Source organism: Micromonospora marincola, assembly GCF_056150385.1.
Map to the genome: position 1 here is coordinate 249,999 of NZ_JAXCFT010000002.1, position 18,587 is coordinate 268,585.

Sequence of the window (18,587 nt, forward strand, 5' to 3'; positions counted from 1 at the left end):
GTGGAACCGCCACCGGTTAGGTTTCGTGCGGTTCCCGGCCGGCCCGTGGGCCGGCCGGGAACTGTCACGTCGATCAGGCGCCGACCGTCTCCGGGTGCTGGTCCGGGGTGCCCGCGCCGGTGTCGTCCGAGTCGGACATGGCCACGCCCTTGCGCTTGCTGAACACCACCGCCGCCGCGATGATCAGCGCGGCCACCACGGCAATCGTGATCCGCAGCGGGTTGTTCCGGTCGTCGCCCACGCTCCAGGCCACCACGGCCGGCGCGATCAGCAGCGAGACCAGGTTCATCACCTTGATCAGCGGGTTGATCGCCGGGCCGGCGGTGTCCTTGAACGGGTCGCCGACGGTGTCGCCGATGACCGTCGCGGCGTGCGCGTCGGAGCCCTTGCCGCCGTACGCGCCGTCCTCGACAAGCTTCTTGCCGTTGTCCCAGGCGCCGCCGGAGTTGGCCAGGAAGACCGCCATCAGCGTGCCCGCGCCGATCGCGCCGGCCAGGTAGGAGGCGAGCGCGCCCGGCCCGAGGCCGAAGCCGACCGCGATCGGGGCCAGGATGGCCAGCAGGCCGGGGGTCATCAGCTCGCGCTGCGCGTCCCGGGTGCAGATGTCCACGACCTTGCCGTACTCGGGCCGCTGGGTGCCGTCCATGATGCCTGGCAGCTCGCGGAACTGCCGGCGTACCTCCATCACCACGGCCCCGGCGGAGCGGGAGACCGCGTTGATGGCCAGGCCGGAGAAGAGGAAGACCACCGCCGCGCCGATGATCAGGCCGACCAGGTTGCGCGGGTTGGCCACGTTGAGCGCGTTGAGGATCTCGGTGCCGACGTCGCCCACGCCCGCGTCCTCGTACGAGGACCGCAGCGTGTCGGTGTACGAGCCGAACAGCGCGGTCGCGGCCAGCACTGCGGTGGCGATCGCGATGCCCTTGGTGATCGCCTTGGTGGTGTTGCCTACCGCGTCCAGCTCGGTGAGCGTCCGCGCGCCGTGCTCGTCGATGTCGCCGGACATCTCGGCCACGCCCTGCGCGTTGTCGGAGATCGGGCCGAACGTGTCCATCGCGACGATGACGCCGACGGTGGTGAGCAGGCCGGTGCCGGCCAGCGCGACTGCGAACAGCGACAGCGTGATCGAGCTGCCGCCGAGCAGGAACGCGCCGAACACACCGGCGCCGATCAGCAGCGCCGAGTAGACCGCCGACTCCAGGCCGATGCTGATGCCGGCCAGGATGACGGTGGCGGCGCCGGTCTGCGAGCTCTTGCCGATGTCCTGCACCGGGCGCCTGTTGGTCTCGGTGAAGTAGCCGGTGAGCGCCTGGATCGCGGCGGCCAGCACGATGCCGATCACGACCGCGCCGATGGCCACCAGCCGCGGGTTGCGGTCGACGTCGGTCAGCCCACCCTCCAGCTCGCCGAAGGTCGCCGGCAGGTAGGCGAAGGCGGCGATCGCCACAAGCACCGCGGAGATCACCGCGGAGAGGTAGAAGGCCCGGTTGATCGCGGTCAGGCCGTTGCGGTCGCTTGTCCGCAGCCGGGTGATGAAGACGCCGACGATCGCGACAAGCACACCGATGGTGGAGATGATCAGCGGGAAGACCAGGCCGTCCTCGCCGAACGCGGCCCGGCCCAGGATCAGCGCCGCGACGAGCGTGACCGCGTACGACTCGAAGAGGTCGGCGGCCATGCCGGCGCAGTCGCCGACGTTGTCGCCCACGTTGTCGGCGATGGTGGCGGCGTTACGCGGGTCGTCCTCCGGGATGCCCTGCTCGACCTTGCCGACCAGGTCGGCGCCGACGTCGGCGGCCTTGGTGAAGATGCCGCCGCCGACCCGCATGAACATGGCGAGCAGCGCGGCGCCGAAGCCGAAGCCCTCAAGCACGGTCGGCGCGTCACCCCGGAACAGGATGACGACGAGCGCCGCGCCGAACAGGCCGAGGCCGACGGTGAGGAAGCCGACCACGCCGCCGGTCCGGAAGGCGATCTTCATGGCGGCCTCGCGCCCGCCTTCACGCTCCCGGGCGGCGGCGGCGACCCGCAGGTTGGCGCGGGTGGCCAGCCACATGCCGGCGCCGCCGATGAACGCGCTGAACAGCGCGCCCACGACGAAGAACGCCGAGCGGCCGATCTTCACAAGCGTCTGGTTGCCGTCGGTGTCGTGCACCGGCAGCAGGAACAGCAGCACGACGGCGATCACCACGAAGATCGCCAGGGTGCGGAACTGCCGCAGCAGGTACGCCGAGGCGCCCTCCTGCACCGCCCCGGAGATCTCCTGCATGTTTGTGGTTCCCGTACCGGCTGCCAGTACCGCCTTGGTCAAGGCGGCGGCGAAGACGAGCGCCACCAGCGCGATGACCGCGGCGATGACGACGTACGTCACGTTGGCTCCGGTAAGGGACAGTGCGCCGCCGTCGGCGGCCAAGGTCCCGGACATCTGTGTCCTCCTGTACCGAACACTCGCGTCGGCTCGTGGAGACGCACGGCCGACGCCTGGATGCGAACTCGCCAGCGTGCGCCATCCACCCGTTCCCGCTGGCTGCGGGGAGCGATCACTTGCTGACAACCCGGGTACTGTAGCCCTCTGGCGTGGTGAGGGTCACATCGAGGGGGCACCCGCCGCCGATGATCTTCATAACTGTGTTAGACGAGGAAATCTGATATATGGGCCGGTCAACACGACGAGGCCGCGCCCCCCGAGCGGGGAACGCGGCCTGCGGAAAGAACGGTCAGAGGCGGCCGGCCGGCCAGGCCATCCGGACCTCGGTGCCGACGCCCTCCTCGACCGGGCGGACCTGAAGATCCTCCACGAAACCGGCGAGCAGGGCGAAACCCACGCCTGTGGTGAGCGCGTCCTCGCTCAGCGACTCCTTGGCCAACTCGTCCGGGCCGAGCGCGGCCAGCCCCAGACCCGCCTCGATCGGCGCCCGGTCCACCACCCGCACCGTGTACGGCCCGCCGTCGGACATCTCCACGTACACCGGCTCCGCCAGCCCGTACTGCCGGTGCAGCGCGACCGCCCGGGTGCACGCCTCACCGATGGCCAGGCGCACCTCGTCGAGCAGGTCCTCGCGTACCCCGGCCCGGCGGGCCACCGCGACACCGACCAGACGGGCGGTGCGCACATGGACCGGCGCCGGAGAGAAGGAAAGCTTGACGGTGGCCATCACGCGCCGGTGGAGTCGGCGGCGATAGCCGCGTCGACCGTCGGGTGCAGCGGGAAGACCTGATCCAGGGCGGTGATCCGGAAAATCTTGAGCAGTGGCTCCTTGTCGCAGACCAGGCCGAACGATCCGCCGGCCGCGCGGAGCCGCTTCAGCGCGCCGACAAGCACACCGAGCCCGGTCGAATCGAGGAAGTCCACCCGGCCCAGGTCCACCACCACGTGGCGGGCCCCGCCGTCAATCAGCTCGATGAGCCGTTCCCGCAGGCGGGGGGCGGTGTAGACATCCACCTCACCGCCGACCTCAAGCACCGTGTGCTCTCCCACGGCGCTGGTCGCCAGCGACAGCTCCATCGACTCCTCCTCGGTAAACTCTCCTGGGCATCTAACCATCCCCCCGTGCGACCACTTCGGGTCACCGGCCCGGCCCTCCCCATACCCCCACCCTGCGGTTCCCAAATACGAACACCAGTGCGAGAGTGCAGGACGTGACCGACGACAGGCCCGGCCCCAGGCGCACGCCGGCCGAGCTGCTACGCCGGCTGCGGCTGCGCCACGCCACCGACCCGGTCACCCACGTCGAGCGGGTGCCGGCCCGCGCGGGCGAACCCGCGGCGTGGCCCGGCTGGGCGCCGGCGGACCTGCGGGCGGCGTTCGCGCGACGCGGCGTGGTCGCGCCGTGGCGGCACCAGACCGAGGCCGCCGAGCTGGCGTACGCGGGACAGCACGTCGTGGTGGCCACCGGCACCGCGTCCGGCAAGTCACTGGCATACCAACTCCCGGCACTGAGCACCCTGCTCACCGACCCGCGCGCCACAGTGCTCTACCTGGCCCCGACCAAGGCGCTCGCCGCCGACCAGCTCCGCGCCGTCGCCGGCCTGGAACTGGACGGGGTACGCCCCGCCACGTACGACGGGGACACGCCACGCGCCGAACGGGAGTGGATCCGCCGGCACGCCCACTTCGTGCTCACCAACCCGGACATGCTGCACCACGGCATCCTCCCCGGGCACGCGCACTGGTCCGGCTTCCTGCGCCGGCTCGCGTACGTGGTGGTCGACGAGTGCCACACCTACCGGGGCGTGTTCGGCTCACACGTCGCCCACGTGCTGCGACGGTTGCGCCGGCAGTGCGCACGCTTCGGTCGTACCCCCGTGTTTCTGCTGGCCTCGGCCACGTCGGGCGACCCGGCGACGGCGGCCGGGCGGCTCACCGGCCTGCCCGTCACCGCCGTCACCGAGGACACCTCCCCGCGCGGCGGCGTGACGTTCGCGCTCTGGGAGCCGCCGCTGCTGCCCCCCTCTTCGGAGGGCGAGGTCGCCGACCTCGTGCCGGTCCGGCGCTCCGCGCTGCGGGAGACCGCCGACCTGCTCACCGACAGTGTCGTCGAGGGGGTACGCACGCTCGCGTTCGTCAGGTCCCGCCGGGGCGCCGAGGTGGTCGCCGCGAACGCCAGGCGGGCGCTCGACGAGGCGGTGCCCGGGCTGGGCGGCCGGGTGGCCGCCTACCGGGCCGGCTACCTGCGCGAGGAACGCCGCGACCTGGAACGGGCGCTGCTGCGCGGCGACCTGCTCGGGCTCGCCTCCACCAACGCGCTCGAACTCGGCGTCGACCTGGTCGGGCTGGACGCGGTGCTGATCTGCGGCTGGCCCGGCACCCGCGCCTCGCTGTGGCAGCAGGCCGGACGGGCCGGGCGCGGCGGGGACGAGGCCCTGGCGGTGCTTGTGGCCCGCGACGACCCGCTCGACACCTACCTCGTGCACCACCCGGAGGCGCTGTTCGGGCGTCCCGTCGAGGCCACCGTGCTCGACCCGGCCAACCCCTACGTCCTCGCGCCGCAACTCGCCTGCGCCGCGCACGAGGCCCCGCTCACCCCGGCCGACCTGGACCTCTTCGGCGAAGGCACGAAGGAAGCGGTGGACTCCCTCGTCGAGGCGGGTGCGCTGCGACAGCGGCCCACCGGCTGGTACTGGCGGCACCGGGAACGCCCCGAGGTCGACCTGCGCGGCGAAGGCGGCGCCCCGGTCTGCGTGGTGGAGGAGTCCACCGGGCGGCTGCTCGGCACCGTCGACGGCGGCTCCGCCCACTTCCTGCTCCACACCGGCGCGGTCTACCTGCACCAGGGCGTCTCCTACCTGGTCGACGCGCTCGACCTGGCCGACGGGTGCGCGCTCGTGCACGCCGAGGAACCGGACTGGTCCACCCACGCCCGCGACGTCACCTCGCTCTCCGTGGTCTCCGTCCGCTCGTACACCGACGCCGGCCCGGTCGGGCTCTTCCTCGGCGAGGTGGACGTGACCAGCCAGGTCGTGTCGTACCAGCGGCGGCGCATCGCCACCGGCGAGGTGATCGACACCCGTCCGCTGGACCTGCCGGCGCGGGAACTACGCACCGTCGCCGTCTGGTTCACGCTCTCCCCGGAGTCGCTGGCCCGCGCAGGCGTCGACGCCGCGGACGTCCCCGGGGCGCTGCACGCCGCCGAACACGCCGCGATCGGCCTGCTGCCGCTGATCGCGACCTGCGACAGGTGGGACATCGGCGGACTGTCCACCGCCCTGCACCCCGACACCGAGGCGCCGACCGTCTTCGTCTACGACGGTCACCCCGGCGGGGCGGGCTTTGCCGAGCGGGCGTACGGGACGGCCAGCGCCTGGCTGCGCGCCACCCGGGACGCGATCGTCGAGTGCGGGTGCGAGACCGGGTGCCCGTCCTGCGTCCAGTCCCCGAAGTGCGGAAACGGCAACAACCCGCTGGCCAAGCCGGAAGCGGTGCAGGTCCTCGACGTGGTGCTGGCCAACCTCGCCGGCGTTGTGCCCGACGCCCCGGAGGTCGGCGGGACGCCTGACGGCCCCGGCGAGGGCGGTGGGGTTGCGGCGGGTTCGGGGCGCGGCGGGGTGCTGCCGCGGCAGGACGACCGGACGGCGCGACGGTCGGCGGCCGGCGGCCCGACGGACTGACCGACCGGACCCCGCCACCGCGCCGAGCTGGCGTGCCTTGAGCGCTGGTCGAGGCTCGATCGATGGGCGTCGGCGTCTGGTGGGTGGGACGAGTGCATGAGGTCGGCGGCATCGGGGCATTGATGCATGGGAGCGCTTCCATGCATCATTCCGGTAGCGCAGACGCGACCCGAGACCCGTCCGCCGGAGGTGCCGCCGTGGCCGACACGATCGCCGAGACCGTCGAGCTGCTCTATGCCATCGACCAGGAGAACCTCACCGCGGACCAGCAGATCGCACTGGGCACCGCGCTGGCGAACCTGGCCCAGGCGGAGCGGCTGGAGCAGATCAACGAACGCCTGCGCGGCATCCACCAGGTGCTCAACACCTGGGCGATGAAGGCCACTGTCGACGGCGGACGCTGACCGGCGCACCGTCGCCCGCCCGAGCCACCGGACCGGATCTCGCTCGGGCCGCCGGTTTGCCTGCCCGGCCACCGGCGATGGGCTACCGGGCTTCCTGCGGGTGGGGCGACGTCGGAGCTGCACGGAAGCGCTGTGCGGGCGCGCGACGGTGGCGCCGCTGTGCAAGACTCCGGCGACCCCTCGAAGGAGATCAGATGTCGCTCGACAACCTACAGGCTCAGCACCGGTTCATCGTCCGGCAACGGATTCGGATGATGGTCAACCAGTACGAGGTGCACGCCGTGGCACCGGACGGCTCCGAGGGTGGGCTGCTCGCGTTCGCGCAGCAGAAGCGGCTCGCCTTCAAGGAGCAGGTCACGATCTACACCGATGACACCAAGCAGTACCCCCTCCTCGGCTTCAAGGCCCGCCAGCGGCTCGACCTCGGCGCCACCTACGACGTGACCGACCACGCGGGCAACCCGATCGGCCTGTTCCGCAAGGACTTCGCCCAGTCGCTGCTGCGTTCGACCTGGCACGTCGAGCAGCCCGGCCTGCCGCCGGCGGTCGGGCAGGAGCGCAGCATGCCGGTGGCGCTGCTGCGGCGCTTCGTCGACTCGCTCTCCTGGTTGCCGTACCACTTCGACTTCGTGGCCGGCGGCCAGCCGGTGTTCACCGTCGACAAGAAGTGGGGACTGCGCGACCGGTACGTCGTCGACATCCAGCACCCGCACATCGACCGTCGGTTGGTCATCGCCATGGCGGTGGGCCTGGACGCCCTCCAGTCCCGCTGACCGCAAGGCCGGCCGGCCACGCGACGACCTGACTGCGGTCCGTACTCGCCGCACCCGGTCCGCACACTGCTGCGAGCCGCCCGGTGGGTGACGTCATCACGCGTGACCGATGGGTTTGGGTGCGGTTGTGGTCACTGGGGCGACAACAACCGCACCCAAAGCCGGCCGGTGGGCGACCGCCTGCGACACGCTGACCTCAGGGGTCGCTGATGCGGGCCGGGCCGGCGCGCGATGTCGCGGTGGCGACGCGGGCCAGCCCCGGCAACGGCGCGACCCGCACCTGCGCCGTGACGATCAGGTCGAGGCCGTCGACCCGGCAACCGGTCAGTCGACCGCCATTTGCCGACACCAGCGCGGCGGCGGACTGGCATGCGGCATCGGCCCCGTCGAGCACCCGGCCCGCGCCGGCCAGCGCGCCGAAGTCGGCCGCGACCCGGGCCTGATGGCGCGCGCGCCGGGCGGCCCCGACCCCGGCGCCGAACAGCCCGACCAGCACGAACACCAGGCCGATCGCGAGCAGGCACACCGTCGCGCCACCCCGCTCGGCCGCCGACCTGCCCGGCGTCACGGCACCGGGCCGGGAGCGCCGGGTTCCACGGCGGCCACCGCTACGCCCGACACGGTCGACCGGGGCAGCCGCGCACCGACCGTCCGGAGCGGCGCCCGGACGGTCGCGGTCACCCGGTCGCCGGCCACGGTCACCGTCACCTCCGCGCCCGCCGGGGCGTACCGGGCGCCGGCAGCCGGGCCGGGCTCGCCCCGGGCGGCGGCGAGTGCCGCCTCCCGCGCCGCGTCGACGCAGCCCGCCCGCGTGGTCACCGCGTCGACGGCGGTGAGCCCGGCGACGAGGAGGAGCATCAACGCCGGCAGGCCGGCCGCCATCTCGGCCGTGAAGCTTCCCCGCTCCCACGGGCGCCGCCGCACGACGCCGTGCGGGTGGACCGCGCCGCCGGCTCCCGGGGCCGGGTAGAGGCGGATCCACCGGCCGGCCCACCGGCGCCCGGTCACTTCAGGGCCCGGTCGATGACAGCGGTCAACGCGGCCTGCACGTTCCCGGACGTGAGCACCTTCAGCAGAATCCCGGCGAAGGCGACCGCCGCGAGGGTGCCCACCGCGTACTCCGCCGTGTTCATGCCGGCGTCGCCGCGGAGGCGGGCGAGGAGCTTGCGCATGTCGTACGTCCCTTCTCGATGGTTCACAGGACGTCGCCGAGAACGGCGACGATCACCGGCACCAGACCGGCGAGAATGAAAGCGGGCAGGAAGCACAGCCCGAGCGGCAGCACGATGAGCACGCCCGCGCGTCGGGCGGTGGCCTCGGCCGCCGTCGAGCGTTCGGCCCGCAGGTCGTCGGCGAGCCGGGTGAGCGCGCCCGCCAACGCGGCTCCGCTGTTCGACGAGCGGACCGCGGCGGTGACCAGGCTCCCCGCCCCGGGCACGGGTCGGAGGTGCTCCCATGCCTCGATCGCCGTACCGCCGAGGCCCAGCGTGCGGCCCACCCGGCCGAGCCGATCCGCGAGGGGCCCGCCGAGCGCCTCCGCGACCGCGAGCGCCGAGCGGTCGACAGGCGCGCCGGCCCGGAGCGCCGCGGCCAGCAGGTCCGCGGCGAGCGGCAGGTCGGCGGTCTCGCGCAACCGCCGGTCGCGCACGGTACGGGGCTCGATCCGGCGGAGCAGCCGGTCGGCGGCCACGCCGGCAAGCGGCCCGGCGACCAGGCCGGCCCACCCACCGACGACCACAGTCACGGCCACTCCGGCCAGGCCCGCGCCCAACCGGACCCGGTCCGGCCACCAGATGGGACGGCCACGCCGAGGGGTGGACGCGAGCCGGCGCAGCCGCCGGACCGGGCGGACGACCGGGCCGGCGACGGCGAGGAGCGACGCTGCGGCGCCGAGACAGGCGGCGGCCATCGCCTGGCGGGACATCAGGCCGCCCGCCCCGGCCCCGCACCGAGCCGCTCCGCCCAGAGCAACCCGGCGAGCTGCAGGACGACGGCCGACAGGGCGCTACCGCCGCCGACCGGCGTGTGCAGGAGCACCGCCACCGGGTCGACCCCGATGGCGTAGCCGAGGCCGATCCCACCGAGCGGCAGGGCGGCGAGCAGCCAGGCGGTCGCCCGGGCGCCGGCGGCCTGGGCAGCGGCAGCGGCGAGACCCCGATCGGCCGCACGTGCGTCGGCCTCGATCCGTTCGAGCAGTTCGGCCAGGGGCGCCCCGGTCCGGTCGGCCAGCCGCATCGCGGCCCTGGCCAGCCGGGCGATCCGGCCGGTGCCGGCATCGAACACCCCGTCGACGGGTAGGCCGGCCCGCAGGTCGGCGGCGGCGGCGCCGAGCCGGTCGAGGTCGCGGCGGTGAGCCAGGTCAGCCGCCCGACGGGTACGCCGACGCAGCGCGGCACGGGCCGCGAGCGTCCCGTAGGCGGCCAGCGCCAGCGCGGCCACCGGACCACCGAGGAGTCCCCCGGCCCCACCGCCGAGCAGCGCGGCCGTCGGCAGGGCACGCCACGCGGGCAGCGTCGGGCGTGCGTCGCCCCGGCCACCCGTGGAAGCTTGACCACCACGCTCGCGCCACCGGCCGAGCCGAGCGCCGAGGTCGCGCCCCGGGTCGAGGACCGAGCGGCGTCGGGCGTGGCCGGCGCGTACCGGCCAGGCGACCGCCACCGCGGCGCCGGTCAGGAGCACGACGACAAGCCAGTGTTGACCGGTCACGACGGGCCCGCCGAGCCCGGCCAAACCACGCGGAGGATCGGCGGCACGGGCACCCCACGCTCGCGCAGCAGGTTGCCGAGGGGCCGGGCGGCCAGGCCGAGACCACGGCCGCGTATCCAGGCCGGAACGACTGTCACCAGCCGGTCGGTCCCGTCCGGCAGGAGCAGGCCGATCGAGTCGAGCACCCGTCCCTCGCCGGTCCGGCGGACCTGGAGGACGACCTGCAACGCGGCGGCGACCTGGGCGTGCAGCGCGACCCGTGGCAGCCCGCCCAGCATGCCCAGCGCCTCCAGCCGGGCGGGCACGTCCGTCGGCGCGTTGGCGTGCAGCGTCCCCGCCCCGCCGTCGTGGCCGGTGTTGAGCGCGGCCAGCAGGTCGACCACCTCGGCGCCCCGGCACTCGCCCACCACCAGCCGGTCCGGTCGCATCCGCAGCGCCTGCCGGACCAGGTCGCCGAGCCCGACCACGCCGACGCCCTCGACGTTCGCGGTACGCGCCTGCAACCCGATCACGTGGGGGTGCACCGGGCGCAACTCCGCGGCATCCTCCACAAGCACGATCCGCTCGGTGCCGGGCACCAGGCCGAGCAACGTGTTGAGCAGCGTCGTCTTGCCCGACCCGGTCCCGCCGGTGACCAGGTACGCCAGCCGGGCGGTCACCACCGCGTCGAGCAGCGGGGCGATCGGTCGGGGCACGGTGCCGTGATCGACAAGCTCGTCCAGGGTGAACGGCCGCTGCCGGAAGGTACGCAGTGACAGGTAGGGGCCGTCGGTCGCCACCGGCGGCAGCACGGCGTGCAGCCGGGTGCCGTCGGGCAGTCGCGCGTCGGCGTAGGGCGAGGCGTCGTCCAGCCGGCGACCGGCGGCGGCGGTCAGCCGCTGCGCCAGCCGGCGTACGTCGTCGACCGTGCCGAACGGCACGGCCACCTGGTGCAGCCCCCGCCCCCGGTCGACCCAGACCCGGACGCCGTTCACGAGCACGTCGGTGACCTCCGGGTCGGCCAGTAGGGGCGCGAGCGGACCGGCGCCGACGAGGTCGTCGTGCACCCGGTCGGCGATCCGCAGCAGGGTGGTGTCGCCGAGCACGCCGGCGGCCGGCTCGGCGCGTACCGCGGAGACGACCGCGGCGGAGGTGACCGGGGTGGCGTCGGCGGCGAACCGGTGCCGGACCCGGACGGCCAGCTCCCCCGGGCTCGCCGGCCCGCTCACGCCGCACCCGCCGCGGACCGGCCGGTCAGCTCGTCCACGAGCCGCTGGCACAGCACGGCGAGCGGGCCCTTGCCGGTGGCGCCCGGCGCCTCGCCGCGTTCCAGCCCCCGACACAGGCCGGGCTCGGGACGGAGCGTGCCGGCGAGCGGAAGGCCGAGCGCGCGGGACACCTCGGCGGCCCGGAGCCGGCCGGGAGCCGGACCGCGCACGATCACCGACAGGTCTTCGCAGTGCGGGGCCACCACGGCGGCCACCCGGGCCGCGGCGGCGGTGGCCCGCAACTCCGCGGGCACCACGAGGAACGCCCGGTCGGCGGCCTGGAGAGCGATCACGGCCGCGTCGTCGAGGTGGCGGGGCAGGTCGAGCACGACCAGGTCGCGACCTCGCCGGCCGGCGTCGACCGTGGCGGCCATCGCCTCGGCCGGCAGGTGCCGCAGGTCGCCCCGGTCCCACGAGAGCACGACCAGGTCACCCCGGCTGGGCAGGGCGCGGACAAGCGACGGCGGGTCGACGCGACCGTCGGCCCCGGCCAGCTCCGGCCAGCGCAGCCCGTCGAGCTGCTCCCAGCCGAGCACCAGGTCGAGGCCGCCGCCGAGCGGGTCGGCGTCGACGAGCAGCGTACGCAGGCGGGCTCGGGCCGCGCTGACGGCGAGCCCGCCGGCGAGCACGCTGGCCCCGGCGCCGCCGCGCCCGCCGAGCACCGCCACGATCCGCCCCGGACCCGCGTCGACCGGACCGGCCGCGCACTCGCCGAAGCGGTCGATCAGCCAGGGTTCCGCCGCGGGCAGGGTGGCCACGTGCTCGGCGCCGATCAGGTCGGCCAGCTCCGTACCCGGATCAAGCTGGCCGGAGCGTCCGACCAGGACCGTGCGGGGACGGCGGGGGAGGCGCGCCCGCAGGCAGGCCGCCGCCTGGTCGGCGCCGACAAGCACAAGCGGCGCCGGCCCCCAGCGGGCGCGGGCGGCGGCCGGGTCGGCAGCCAGCTCGACCTCGACGCCGCCGGCCGCGGCGAGGCGCAACAGCTCGTCGAGCAGGTCGCCGTCGGACGTGACGAGCAGGGGCAGTCGAGGGTACGGCGGGAGCGGGGTGCGGGGCGGCATGCGGCCTCCAACGGTCGGACTCGGACGTGCCGCGATGGAGCCTGCCCATTTCGCCGGCCGCAGGGGGAGCCGCCGGCGCTCGCCTGTGGACAACGGAGGGGTTGTGGACAGACCTCGGCGATCGAACCGATCTGCTATGCGGCCGAGCGGCCGGGAAAGGCGGCAACCACGCGGCCCTGACGACCGTCCGGAGCGGCTGACCAGGCGGTTGACCCGTCGGGGCCCACCGGTTCGAATCGGTTGGACCGCCAGCCATTGACGAAGGGGATCATTCATCCCGCATAATCGGATCCTCTTGCCGCGAAACGGACGGCACCGGCTCGTGAAATCGAGGCCATGACCGAGTCATCAGGCACCGGAACGCCGCCCGTCCGACGTCATACCCGCACCGGTTCGCCTGACGACCAGGTCCTGCTGCGCGACCCGTCACCGGCCACGCTCGCCTCGGTGGCGCTCGGGATCGTGATCGTGGTGCTGGTCGGCACGCTCAGCTTCTTCGCCATGCCCCGCCGCCCCGACCTGCCGCCGCCGGTCGGCAGCGAGGCGATCCTGGCCTCCCCGGCATACGCCTCGCCGACCGCGGAGGTGTCGGACGAGTCGTACTCCCCGGCGCCCGTGTCGCTCTCCGCCCGCGCCACGCCGCGTACCCGTCCGCCCGCGCCGCCGCGTCGCACCACGCCGGCCGCCCGGCCCAGCCCGGAGCCGACGGCCAGCAGGACGAAGCGGCCCGCGCCCCGGACCGACGAACTCAGCCCGCTTCCGGCGTCCTGGGAGTGGCGGTTGCGGTCCGGCGGCGGCGGGCCGTCGACCTTCATCGACTTCGTCAACGCCCGGACCAGGCCGGTGGTCGTCTACTGGTTGGACTACCATGGCCGCCGCCAGCGGTACGCGGTGCTCCAGGCGGGCCAGTCCCATCGGCAGCAGACGTACGTGGGCCACCCGTGGGTGGTGACCGACGAGCGCGGCCGGGCGCTTGTCTGCTTCCGGCCCGAACCGCGCACCATGCGCGCGGTGATCCGCTGACAACCGTCCTTTATGGACGGCTCTGTCAGCACGGCCGAATAGTGTCAGACCTCTGTGCGGTAATTGACCGACGGCGATCTTCGGGCGCGGAAGCGCCCAGCCGTCTCAGCAGAGAGGAGCGGGGATGCACAAGTCCTGGCGGAGGGCGGCCCTGGCGGCCGGCCTGACGCTCACGGGGGCGCTCGGCGGGCTGGTCGCCGCCGCGCCGGCACAGGCGCAACCGGTGGCGTCCGGATCGGTCACCTTCGGCGGCGACCCGGGCGACTACATCACCGGCGGCCGGTCGTACGCCTACTCGGTCGCCGACGGCGACCAGCTCACCACCGCAGCGTCGGCCGACACGAGCCACGTGTCGGTAGGCGTCAACGGCTACCAGGGCGACTGGTGGTCCTTGGACTTCGACGCCCCGGGCAGCACGCCGCTGGCCCCGGGCACCTACCAGAACGCGACGCGCTACCCGTTCAACGGCGCCGGTCCGGGCCTCAGCCTGGACGGGAACGGGCGCGGCTGCAACGAGCTGACCGGCACGTTCACGGTGCTCAACGCCGTCTTCGGGCCGAACGGCTACGTCCAGACGTTCGACGCCACCTTCGAGCAGCACTGCGAGGGCGGCACCGCGGCGGCCCGCGGTGAGGTGCACATCGCCAACCCGCCGCCGCCCGCGCCGCTGGACCTGGCGCTCGCCGTGGCCACCGACGGCACGGCCAGCTCGGTGAGCGGCAAGGCGGTCGTGCACGGCACCGTGACCTGCAACCAGCCGACCTCCGTGTCGCTCAACGGCACGGTCACGGAGATCGTCAAGAAGACCATCGTCCGGGGCGACTTCAGCACCCGGGTGAACTGCGTTCCGGGTACGCCGGCGGCCTGGACCGCCACCGCCGTACCGATCGGCACCGTGCCGTTCGTCAAGGGCAAGGTCGAGGTCGACACCAGGGCCCAGGGGTACGACAGCGAGTACGACAAGTACGTCGAGGTCAACGACACCACGATCGTCAAGCTGGTCAAGTCCTGACCCGCTGATGGGAGCGGCCGGCCCGGCGACGGGTCGGCCGCTCCGCCGTGTCGGGTGCCGGAAAGGGACGACCCCCGTCGGGGGGAGACGGGGGTCGTCGTGTGGTTCGGCTCCGGGGGGGTCGAGCCGAACCGACTCAGCGGTCACGGGGGGTGCAACCGCCGAGGGTCTGAGCAGCGACCGAAGGCGAACTCCCGTCGCGAGGACAAGCATGCCGCAGCCGACCCTTATACGTCGAGTGTTGTTCACTCCACGCAAAGCTAATTTCTCGCACTGCGATGTGACCGCCGTCACTCCGGCGGGTGCACTGCGGCTTCCGGACCCCGGGGTGGGCGGCCGTTGGCGGTCCGTCCGGCTAGACTTTCGCGCCGTGGGCCGTGGTGCCGCTTTCTTCGATCTCGACAAGACCGTCATCGCCAAGTCGAGCGCCCTGGCGTTCGGTCGGCCGTTCTACCGGGACGGGCTGATCACCCGGCGTGACGTGGTCAAGTCGGCGTACGCGCAGCTGATGTTCCGGCTGGGCGGCACCGACGAGCAGACCATGGCCCGCACCCGGGACTATCTGGCCGCGCTCTGCAAGGGCTGGCCGGTGGAACAGGTCCGCCAGATCGTCGCGGAAACGCTCCACGAGCTGATCAACCCTTATGTGTACGCCGAGGCAGCCGCCCTGATCGAGGAGCACCAGGCCGCCGGGCGGGACGTGGTGCTGGTTTCCGCGTCGGGCGACGAGATGGTCCGGCCGATCGGCGAGCTGCTCGGGGTGACCGACGTGATCGCGACCCGGATGTCTGTCGTCGACGGGCGGTACAGCGGCGAGGTCGAGTTCTACGCGGCCGGGCCGAGCAAGGTCGACGGCGTGGGCGAGCTGGCCCGGGAGCGTGGCTACGACCTGGCCGACTCGTACGCGTACTCCGATTCCTACAGTGATCGGCCGCTGCTGGAGTGCGTGGGGCACCCGAGTGTGGTCAACCCGGATCGGGCGCTGCGCAAGCTGGCGGTGGAGAACGGCTGGCCGGTGTTGGAGTTCCGGCATCCGATTCCGCTGGGGCGCCGGCTGCGCGAGCGGCCGGCGGTGCCGGTCGCGGCGGCGGCGCTCGGCGTGGGCGTCGGGGTCGCCATCGGCATCGCCTGGTACGGGCGGCACCGGCGCACCCGGGCCGCCGCACCCACCGCCTGACGGCCGGGCGGCCAACGGCCAGGGGACGGCTGGGCTCAGGACGCGGCGAGGATCTCGTCGCCGATGAGCGTGATCTGCTCCGCGCCGACCTCCACCGCGCTCATGTAGTGCCGTAGCCAGGAGCGCAGGCCGTCCGGGGTGCCGGTGGCGAAGGCGCCGGCCGCGCCGACGTACTCCGGTTCCCGCTCCTGGTGCCCGACGTCCACGGCGACCAACCCGCGGGGGTCGAGCCCGGTGGAGATCAGCACCAGCCGCGCGGCGGCCCGGGCCACCACGCCGGAGGGGCCGGGGAACGGGCGCAGGTTCAGCAGTTCGCCGTGCACCACGGCGGCCAGCACCAGCGGTGGCACCTTCGTGCCGCCGGCCACCAGGCCGGACAGGCTGTCGAGGCGGGCCGCCACCACCGGGTCGGTCACCGGCCGGCCCAGTTCCTCCTCGGTGACCACGTCGCGGGCGGCGAGCACGTGCAGCCGGGCGAGCACCTGTCGGGGCGCCTTCGGCCAGAGGTCGCTCAGCCCGGGCAGCGCGCCGGCCACCCGCAGCGCGCCCTGGAGCACCGGGTCGGTGACCGTGCCGGCGCGTACCTCCTCGCGGTCGTGGTTCCGGCCTTCGAGCGTGGCGCTGGCCACGGCCGAGCGGAGGCTGACCTCGGCGGCGAGCTGGCCGCCGTGGCGGCGCAGCGCCCGGTGCCGGTGGGCCTGGTCGACCAGGTCGCGGGCCCGCTCGGCGGCGGGCGCGACGTCGGCGAGGGCGAGCAGCGGCGCGAGCGGATCGGCGGTCACCCTGACACGGTACGGGGTGTTAAGCGGGGCCCCTTCCTCTACCGGATGCGTTAAGCGGGGCCCCCTCCTTACACCTCAGCGCGGTGGGGGCGCCGCTGGGCGCGGCGGGGCGGCGGCGCGGTCGCGGGTGGGGTGCGGCGCGGCTAACCTTCCCCGGAGTAGGGAGACGCAGGTCACGCGACGAAGGAGTCACCGTATGAGCGAGGCATTGGCCAACTTGCTGAACGAGACGCGCCAGTTCCCGCCACCGGCCGAACTCGCCGCCAACGCCAACGTGACCGCGGCGGCGTACGACGAGGCGGCCGGTGACCGGCTCGCCTTCTGGGAGCGCCAGGCCGGCCGGCTGGCCTGGGCCCAGCCGTGGGAGCAGGTGCTCGACTGGTCGAACGCGCCGTTCGCGAAGTGGTTCACCGGCGGCCGGCTCAACGTGGCGTACAACTGCCTGGACCGGCATGTGGAGGCGGGCCACGGGGACAAGGTGGCGATCCACTGGGAGGGCGAGCCGGGTGACACCCGCACGGTCACCTACGCGGACCTGCACCGGCTCACCTGCCAGGCGGCGAACGCGCTGACCGAGTTGGGCGTGACGGCGGGCGACCGGGTGGCGATCTACCTGCCGATGATCCCGGAGGCGGCGGTGGCGATGCTCGCCTGCGCCCGGATCGGCGCCACCCACAGCGTGGTGTTCGGCGGCTTCTCCGCGGACGCGTTGACCAACCGGATCCAGGACGCCAGCGCCAAGGTGGTGATCACCGCGGACGGCGGATTCCGGCGGGGTAAGCCGTCCGCGCTCAAGCCGACCGTGGACGAGGCGGTGGCGAACTGCCCGTCGGTGGAGCACGTGCTCGTGGTCCGCCGCACCGGCGAGGAGGTCGGCTGGTCGGCGAAGGACCACTGGTGGCACGAGGCGGTGGAGGCGGCGTCGCCGGAGCACGAGGCGCAGCCGTTCGACGCCGAGCACCCGCTGTTCATCCTCTACACCAGCGGCACCACCGCCCGCCCGAAGGGCATCCTGCACACCACCGGCGGCTACCTGACCCAGGCGTCGTACACCACGCACGCGGTCTTCGACCTGAAGCCGGAGACGGACGTCTACTGGTGCACGGCCGACATCGGCTGGGTGACCGGGCACTCCTACATCGTCTACGGCCCGCTGTCGAACGGCGCCACCCAGGTCATGTACGAGGGCACCCCGGACACGCCGCACAAGGGCCGGTTCTGGGAGATCGTCGACAAGTACCAGGTGAGCATCCTCTACACCGCGCCGACGCTGATCCGCACCATGATGAAGTGGGGCGAGGACGTCCCGGCCGGGTACGACCTGTCGTCGCTGCGCCTGCTCGGCAGCGTCGGGGAGCCGATCAACCCGGAGGCGTGGATCTGGTACCGGCAGTACGTGGGCCGTGGTGAGCTGCCGGTCGTGGACACGTGGTGGCAGACCGAGACCGGGGCGATGATGATCTCGCCGTTGCCGGGTGTGACCGAGGCGAAGCCCGGTTCGGCGATGGCTCCGCTGCCGGGCATCGTCGCCGACGTGGTCGACGACCAGGGCCAGTCGGTGCCGAACGGCGGCGGTGGCTACCTGGTGCTCACCGAGCCGTGGCCGTCGATGCTCCGCACCATCTGGGGCGACGACAACCGGTTCCTGGAGACGTACTGGTCGCGGTTCGGCGCGGGCGCCAACACCGGCGACAAGTGGGTCTACTTCGCCGGCGACGGCGCCAAGAAGGACGACGACGGGCACATCTGGCTGCTCGGCCGGGTCGACGACGTGATGCTGGTGTCCGGGCACAACATCTCCACCACGGAGGTGGAGTCGGCGCTTGTCAGCCACCCGGCGGTGGCCGAGGCGGCGGTGGTCGGCGCGACCGACCCGACGACCGGGCAGGCGATCGTGGCGTTCGCCATCCCGCGTGGCAGCGCGGAGATCTCCGGGGACGCGGGCGAGCAGCTCATCGCGGAGCTGCGCAACCACGTGGCGAAGACGCTCGGCCCGATCGCCAAGCCGCGGCAGATCATGCTGGTGCCGGAGCTGCCGAAGACCCGCTCCGGCAAGATCATGCGCCGGTTGCTGCGGGACGTGGCGGAGAACCGGTCGCTCGGCGACGTGACCACGTTGCAGGACTCCTCGGTGATGGAGTTGATCTCCTCGGGGATGAGTGGCGGCAAGTCCGACGAGGACTGACCGCATCGGAACGGAGGGGGCGGGTCGCGCGGCGGCCCGCCCCCTTCGGCGTACGCGGGGATCATGCCGGTCGATCGGCGGAGGAGGCACTAACCAGACACCCCTGTCG

18 protein-coding genes are annotated in these 18,587 nt (G+C 73.6%); 7 read left to right on the forward strand and 11 right to left on the reverse strand.

Translation table 11 applies throughout. From position 1 onward, the window contains the following. Window positions 1–73 precede the first annotated feature (73 nt). From SM450_RS05610 to SM450_RS05620, 3 genes are all read right to left on the reverse strand, one after another. On the reverse strand, window positions 74–2,425 hold the full coding sequence (locus SM450_RS05610; RefSeq protein WP_474618592.1) for a sodium-translocating pyrophosphatase: 2,352 nt from the start codon (window positions 2,423–2,425) through the stop codon (window positions 74–76). A gap of 292 nt (window positions 2,426–2,717) precedes the next feature. After that, window positions 2,718–3,155 (reverse strand): ATP-binding protein, encoded by a 438-nt coding sequence (locus SM450_RS05615; RefSeq protein WP_282286213.1) that lies wholly within the window; start codon window positions 3,153–3,155, stop codon window positions 2,718–2,720. Further along, complete coding sequence (locus SM450_RS05620) at window positions 3,155–3,505, reverse strand: STAS domain-containing protein (RefSeq protein ID WP_474618593.1); 351 nt, start codon at window positions 3,503–3,505, stop codon at window positions 3,155–3,157. The genes SM450_RS05615 and SM450_RS05620 overlap by 1 nt, the downstream gene beginning before the upstream one ends. 92 nt (window positions 3,506–3,597) lie before the next feature. Between SM450_RS05620 and SM450_RS05625 the strand changes: the two genes are divergently transcribed. From SM450_RS05625 to SM450_RS05635, 3 genes are all read left to right on the forward strand, one after another. After that, a complete protein-coding gene (locus SM450_RS05625; RefSeq protein ID WP_474619024.1) occupies window positions 3,598–6,108 on the forward strand; it encodes a DEAD/DEAH box helicase in 2,511 nt (836 codons plus the stop codon). Window positions 6,109–6,305: 197 nt separating this feature from the next. Beyond that, window positions 6,306–6,512, forward strand: a complete 207-nt coding sequence (locus SM450_RS05630) for a hypothetical protein (protein ID WP_474618594.1) — start codon at window positions 6,306–6,308, stop codon at window positions 6,510–6,512. 194 nt (window positions 6,513–6,706) lie between these two features. Beyond that, on the forward strand, window positions 6,707–7,285 hold the full coding sequence (locus SM450_RS05635) for an LURP-one-related family protein (protein ID WP_474618595.1): 579 nt from the start codon (window positions 6,707–6,709) through the stop codon (window positions 7,283–7,285). Window positions 7,286–7,481: 196 nt separating this feature from the next. On the opposite strand, the gene SM450_RS05640 is transcribed toward SM450_RS05635, so the two are convergent. The 7 genes from SM450_RS05640 to ssd form a co-directional block, all read right to left on the reverse strand. Then, the gene (locus tag SM450_RS05640; protein WP_474618596.1) at window positions 7,482–7,853 is read right to left on the reverse strand and encodes an Rv3654c family TadE-like protein; all 372 of its coding nucleotides are present in this window, start codon (window positions 7,851–7,853) and stop codon (window positions 7,482–7,484) included. After that, on the reverse strand, window positions 7,850–8,209 hold the full coding sequence (locus SM450_RS05645) for a TadE family type IV pilus minor pilin (protein WP_474619025.1): 360 nt from the start codon (window positions 8,207–8,209) through the stop codon (window positions 7,850–7,852). Before SM450_RS05645 ends, SM450_RS05640 begins: the two co-directional genes overlap by 4 nt. A gap of 80 nt (window positions 8,210–8,289) precedes the next feature. Continuing rightward, complete coding sequence (locus tag SM450_RS05650; protein WP_474618597.1) at window positions 8,290–8,457, reverse strand: DUF4244 domain-containing protein; 168 nt, start codon at window positions 8,455–8,457, stop codon at window positions 8,290–8,292. A gap of 23 nt (window positions 8,458–8,480) precedes the next feature. Further along, the gene (locus tag SM450_RS05655; RefSeq protein ID WP_474618598.1) at window positions 8,481–9,209 is read right to left on the reverse strand and encodes a type II secretion system F family protein; all 729 of its coding nucleotides are present in this window, start codon (window positions 9,207–9,209) and stop codon (window positions 8,481–8,483) included. After that, window positions 9,209–9,991, reverse strand: a complete 783-nt coding sequence (locus SM450_RS05660; protein ID WP_474618599.1) for a type II secretion system F family protein — start codon at window positions 9,989–9,991, stop codon at window positions 9,209–9,211. The genes SM450_RS05655 and SM450_RS05660 overlap by 1 nt, the downstream gene beginning before the upstream one ends. Beyond that, window positions 9,988–11,199, reverse strand: a complete 1,212-nt coding sequence (locus SM450_RS05665) for a TadA family conjugal transfer-associated ATPase (protein ID WP_474618600.1) — start codon at window positions 11,197–11,199, stop codon at window positions 9,988–9,990. Before SM450_RS05665 ends, SM450_RS05660 begins: the two co-directional genes overlap by 4 nt. After that, window positions 11,196–12,299 carry a septum site-determining protein Ssd gene (gene ssd / locus SM450_RS05670; protein ID WP_474618601.1) on the reverse strand — a complete coding sequence of 368 codons (1,104 nt, stop codon included), beginning with the start codon at window positions 12,297–12,299 and terminating at the stop codon, window positions 11,196–11,198. Before ssd ends, SM450_RS05665 begins: the two co-directional genes overlap by 4 nt. A 336-nt stretch (window positions 12,300–12,635) precedes the next feature. Here ssd and SM450_RS05675 point away from each other — a divergent pair, with 336 nt between their 5' ends. From SM450_RS05675 to SM450_RS05685, 3 genes are all read left to right on the forward strand, one after another. Further along, complete coding sequence (locus SM450_RS05675) at window positions 12,636–13,322, forward strand: VHL beta domain-containing protein (RefSeq protein WP_474618602.1); 687 nt, start codon at window positions 12,636–12,638, stop codon at window positions 13,320–13,322. A 124-nt stretch (window positions 13,323–13,446) separates the two neighbouring features. Next, complete coding sequence (locus SM450_RS05680) at window positions 13,447–14,334, forward strand: hypothetical protein (RefSeq protein WP_474618603.1); 888 nt, start codon at window positions 13,447–13,449, stop codon at window positions 14,332–14,334. A 370-nt stretch (window positions 14,335–14,704) separates the two neighbouring features. Continuing rightward, entirely contained in the window at window positions 14,705–15,511 is an 807-nt protein-coding gene (locus tag SM450_RS05685; RefSeq protein WP_474618604.1) for an HAD family hydrolase, read from the forward strand. 35 nt (window positions 15,512–15,546) lie between these two features. On the opposite strand, the gene SM450_RS05690 is transcribed toward SM450_RS05685, so the two are convergent. Continuing rightward, entirely contained in the window at window positions 15,547–16,293 is a 747-nt protein-coding gene (locus SM450_RS05690; RefSeq protein WP_474618605.1) for a Fic family protein, read from the reverse strand. 196 nt (window positions 16,294–16,489) lie between these two features. On the opposite strand from SM450_RS05690, the gene acs reads away from it, so the two are divergent. Further along, a complete protein-coding gene (gene acs, locus SM450_RS05695; RefSeq protein WP_474618606.1) occupies window positions 16,490–18,478 on the forward strand; it encodes an acetate--CoA ligase in 1,989 nt (662 codons plus the stop codon). The last annotated feature ends 109 nt before the right edge of the window (window positions 18,479–18,587 follow it).

Coding starts and splice junctions, on each gene's coding strand:
- SM450_RS05635 (WP_474618595.1), top strand. CDS start 6,707: ATGTCGCTCGACAACCTACAGGCTCAGCACCGGTTCATCGTCCGGCAA.
- ssd (WP_474618601.1), bottom strand. CDS start 12,299: ATGCCGCCCCGCACCCCGCTCCCGCCGTACCCTCGACTGCCCCTGCTC.
- acs (WP_474618606.1), top strand. CDS start 16,490: ATGAGCGAGGCATTGGCCAACTTGCTGAACGAGACGCGCCAGTTCCCG.
- SM450_RS05675 (WP_474618602.1), top strand. CDS start 12,636: ATGACCGAGTCATCAGGCACCGGAACGCCGCCCGTCCGACGTCATACC.
- SM450_RS05610 (WP_474618592.1), bottom strand. CDS start 2,425: ATGTCCGGGACCTTGGCCGCCGACGGCGGCGCACTGTCCCTTACCGGA.
- SM450_RS05620 (WP_474618593.1), bottom strand. CDS start 3,505: ATGGAGCTGTCGCTGGCGACCAGCGCCGTGGGAGAGCACACGGTGCTT.
- SM450_RS05615 (WP_282286213.1), bottom strand. CDS start 3,155: ATGGCCACCGTCAAGCTTTCCTTCTCTCCGGCGCCGGTCCATGTGCGC.
- SM450_RS05650 (WP_474618597.1), bottom strand. CDS start 8,457: ATGCGCAAGCTCCTCGCCCGCCTCCGCGGCGACGCCGGCATGAACACG.
- SM450_RS05655 (WP_474618598.1), bottom strand. CDS start 9,209: ATGTCCCGCCAGGCGATGGCCGCCGCCTGTCTCGGCGCCGCAGCGTCG.
- SM450_RS05680 (WP_474618603.1), top strand. CDS start 13,447: ATGCACAAGTCCTGGCGGAGGGCGGCCCTGGCGGCCGGCCTGACGCTC.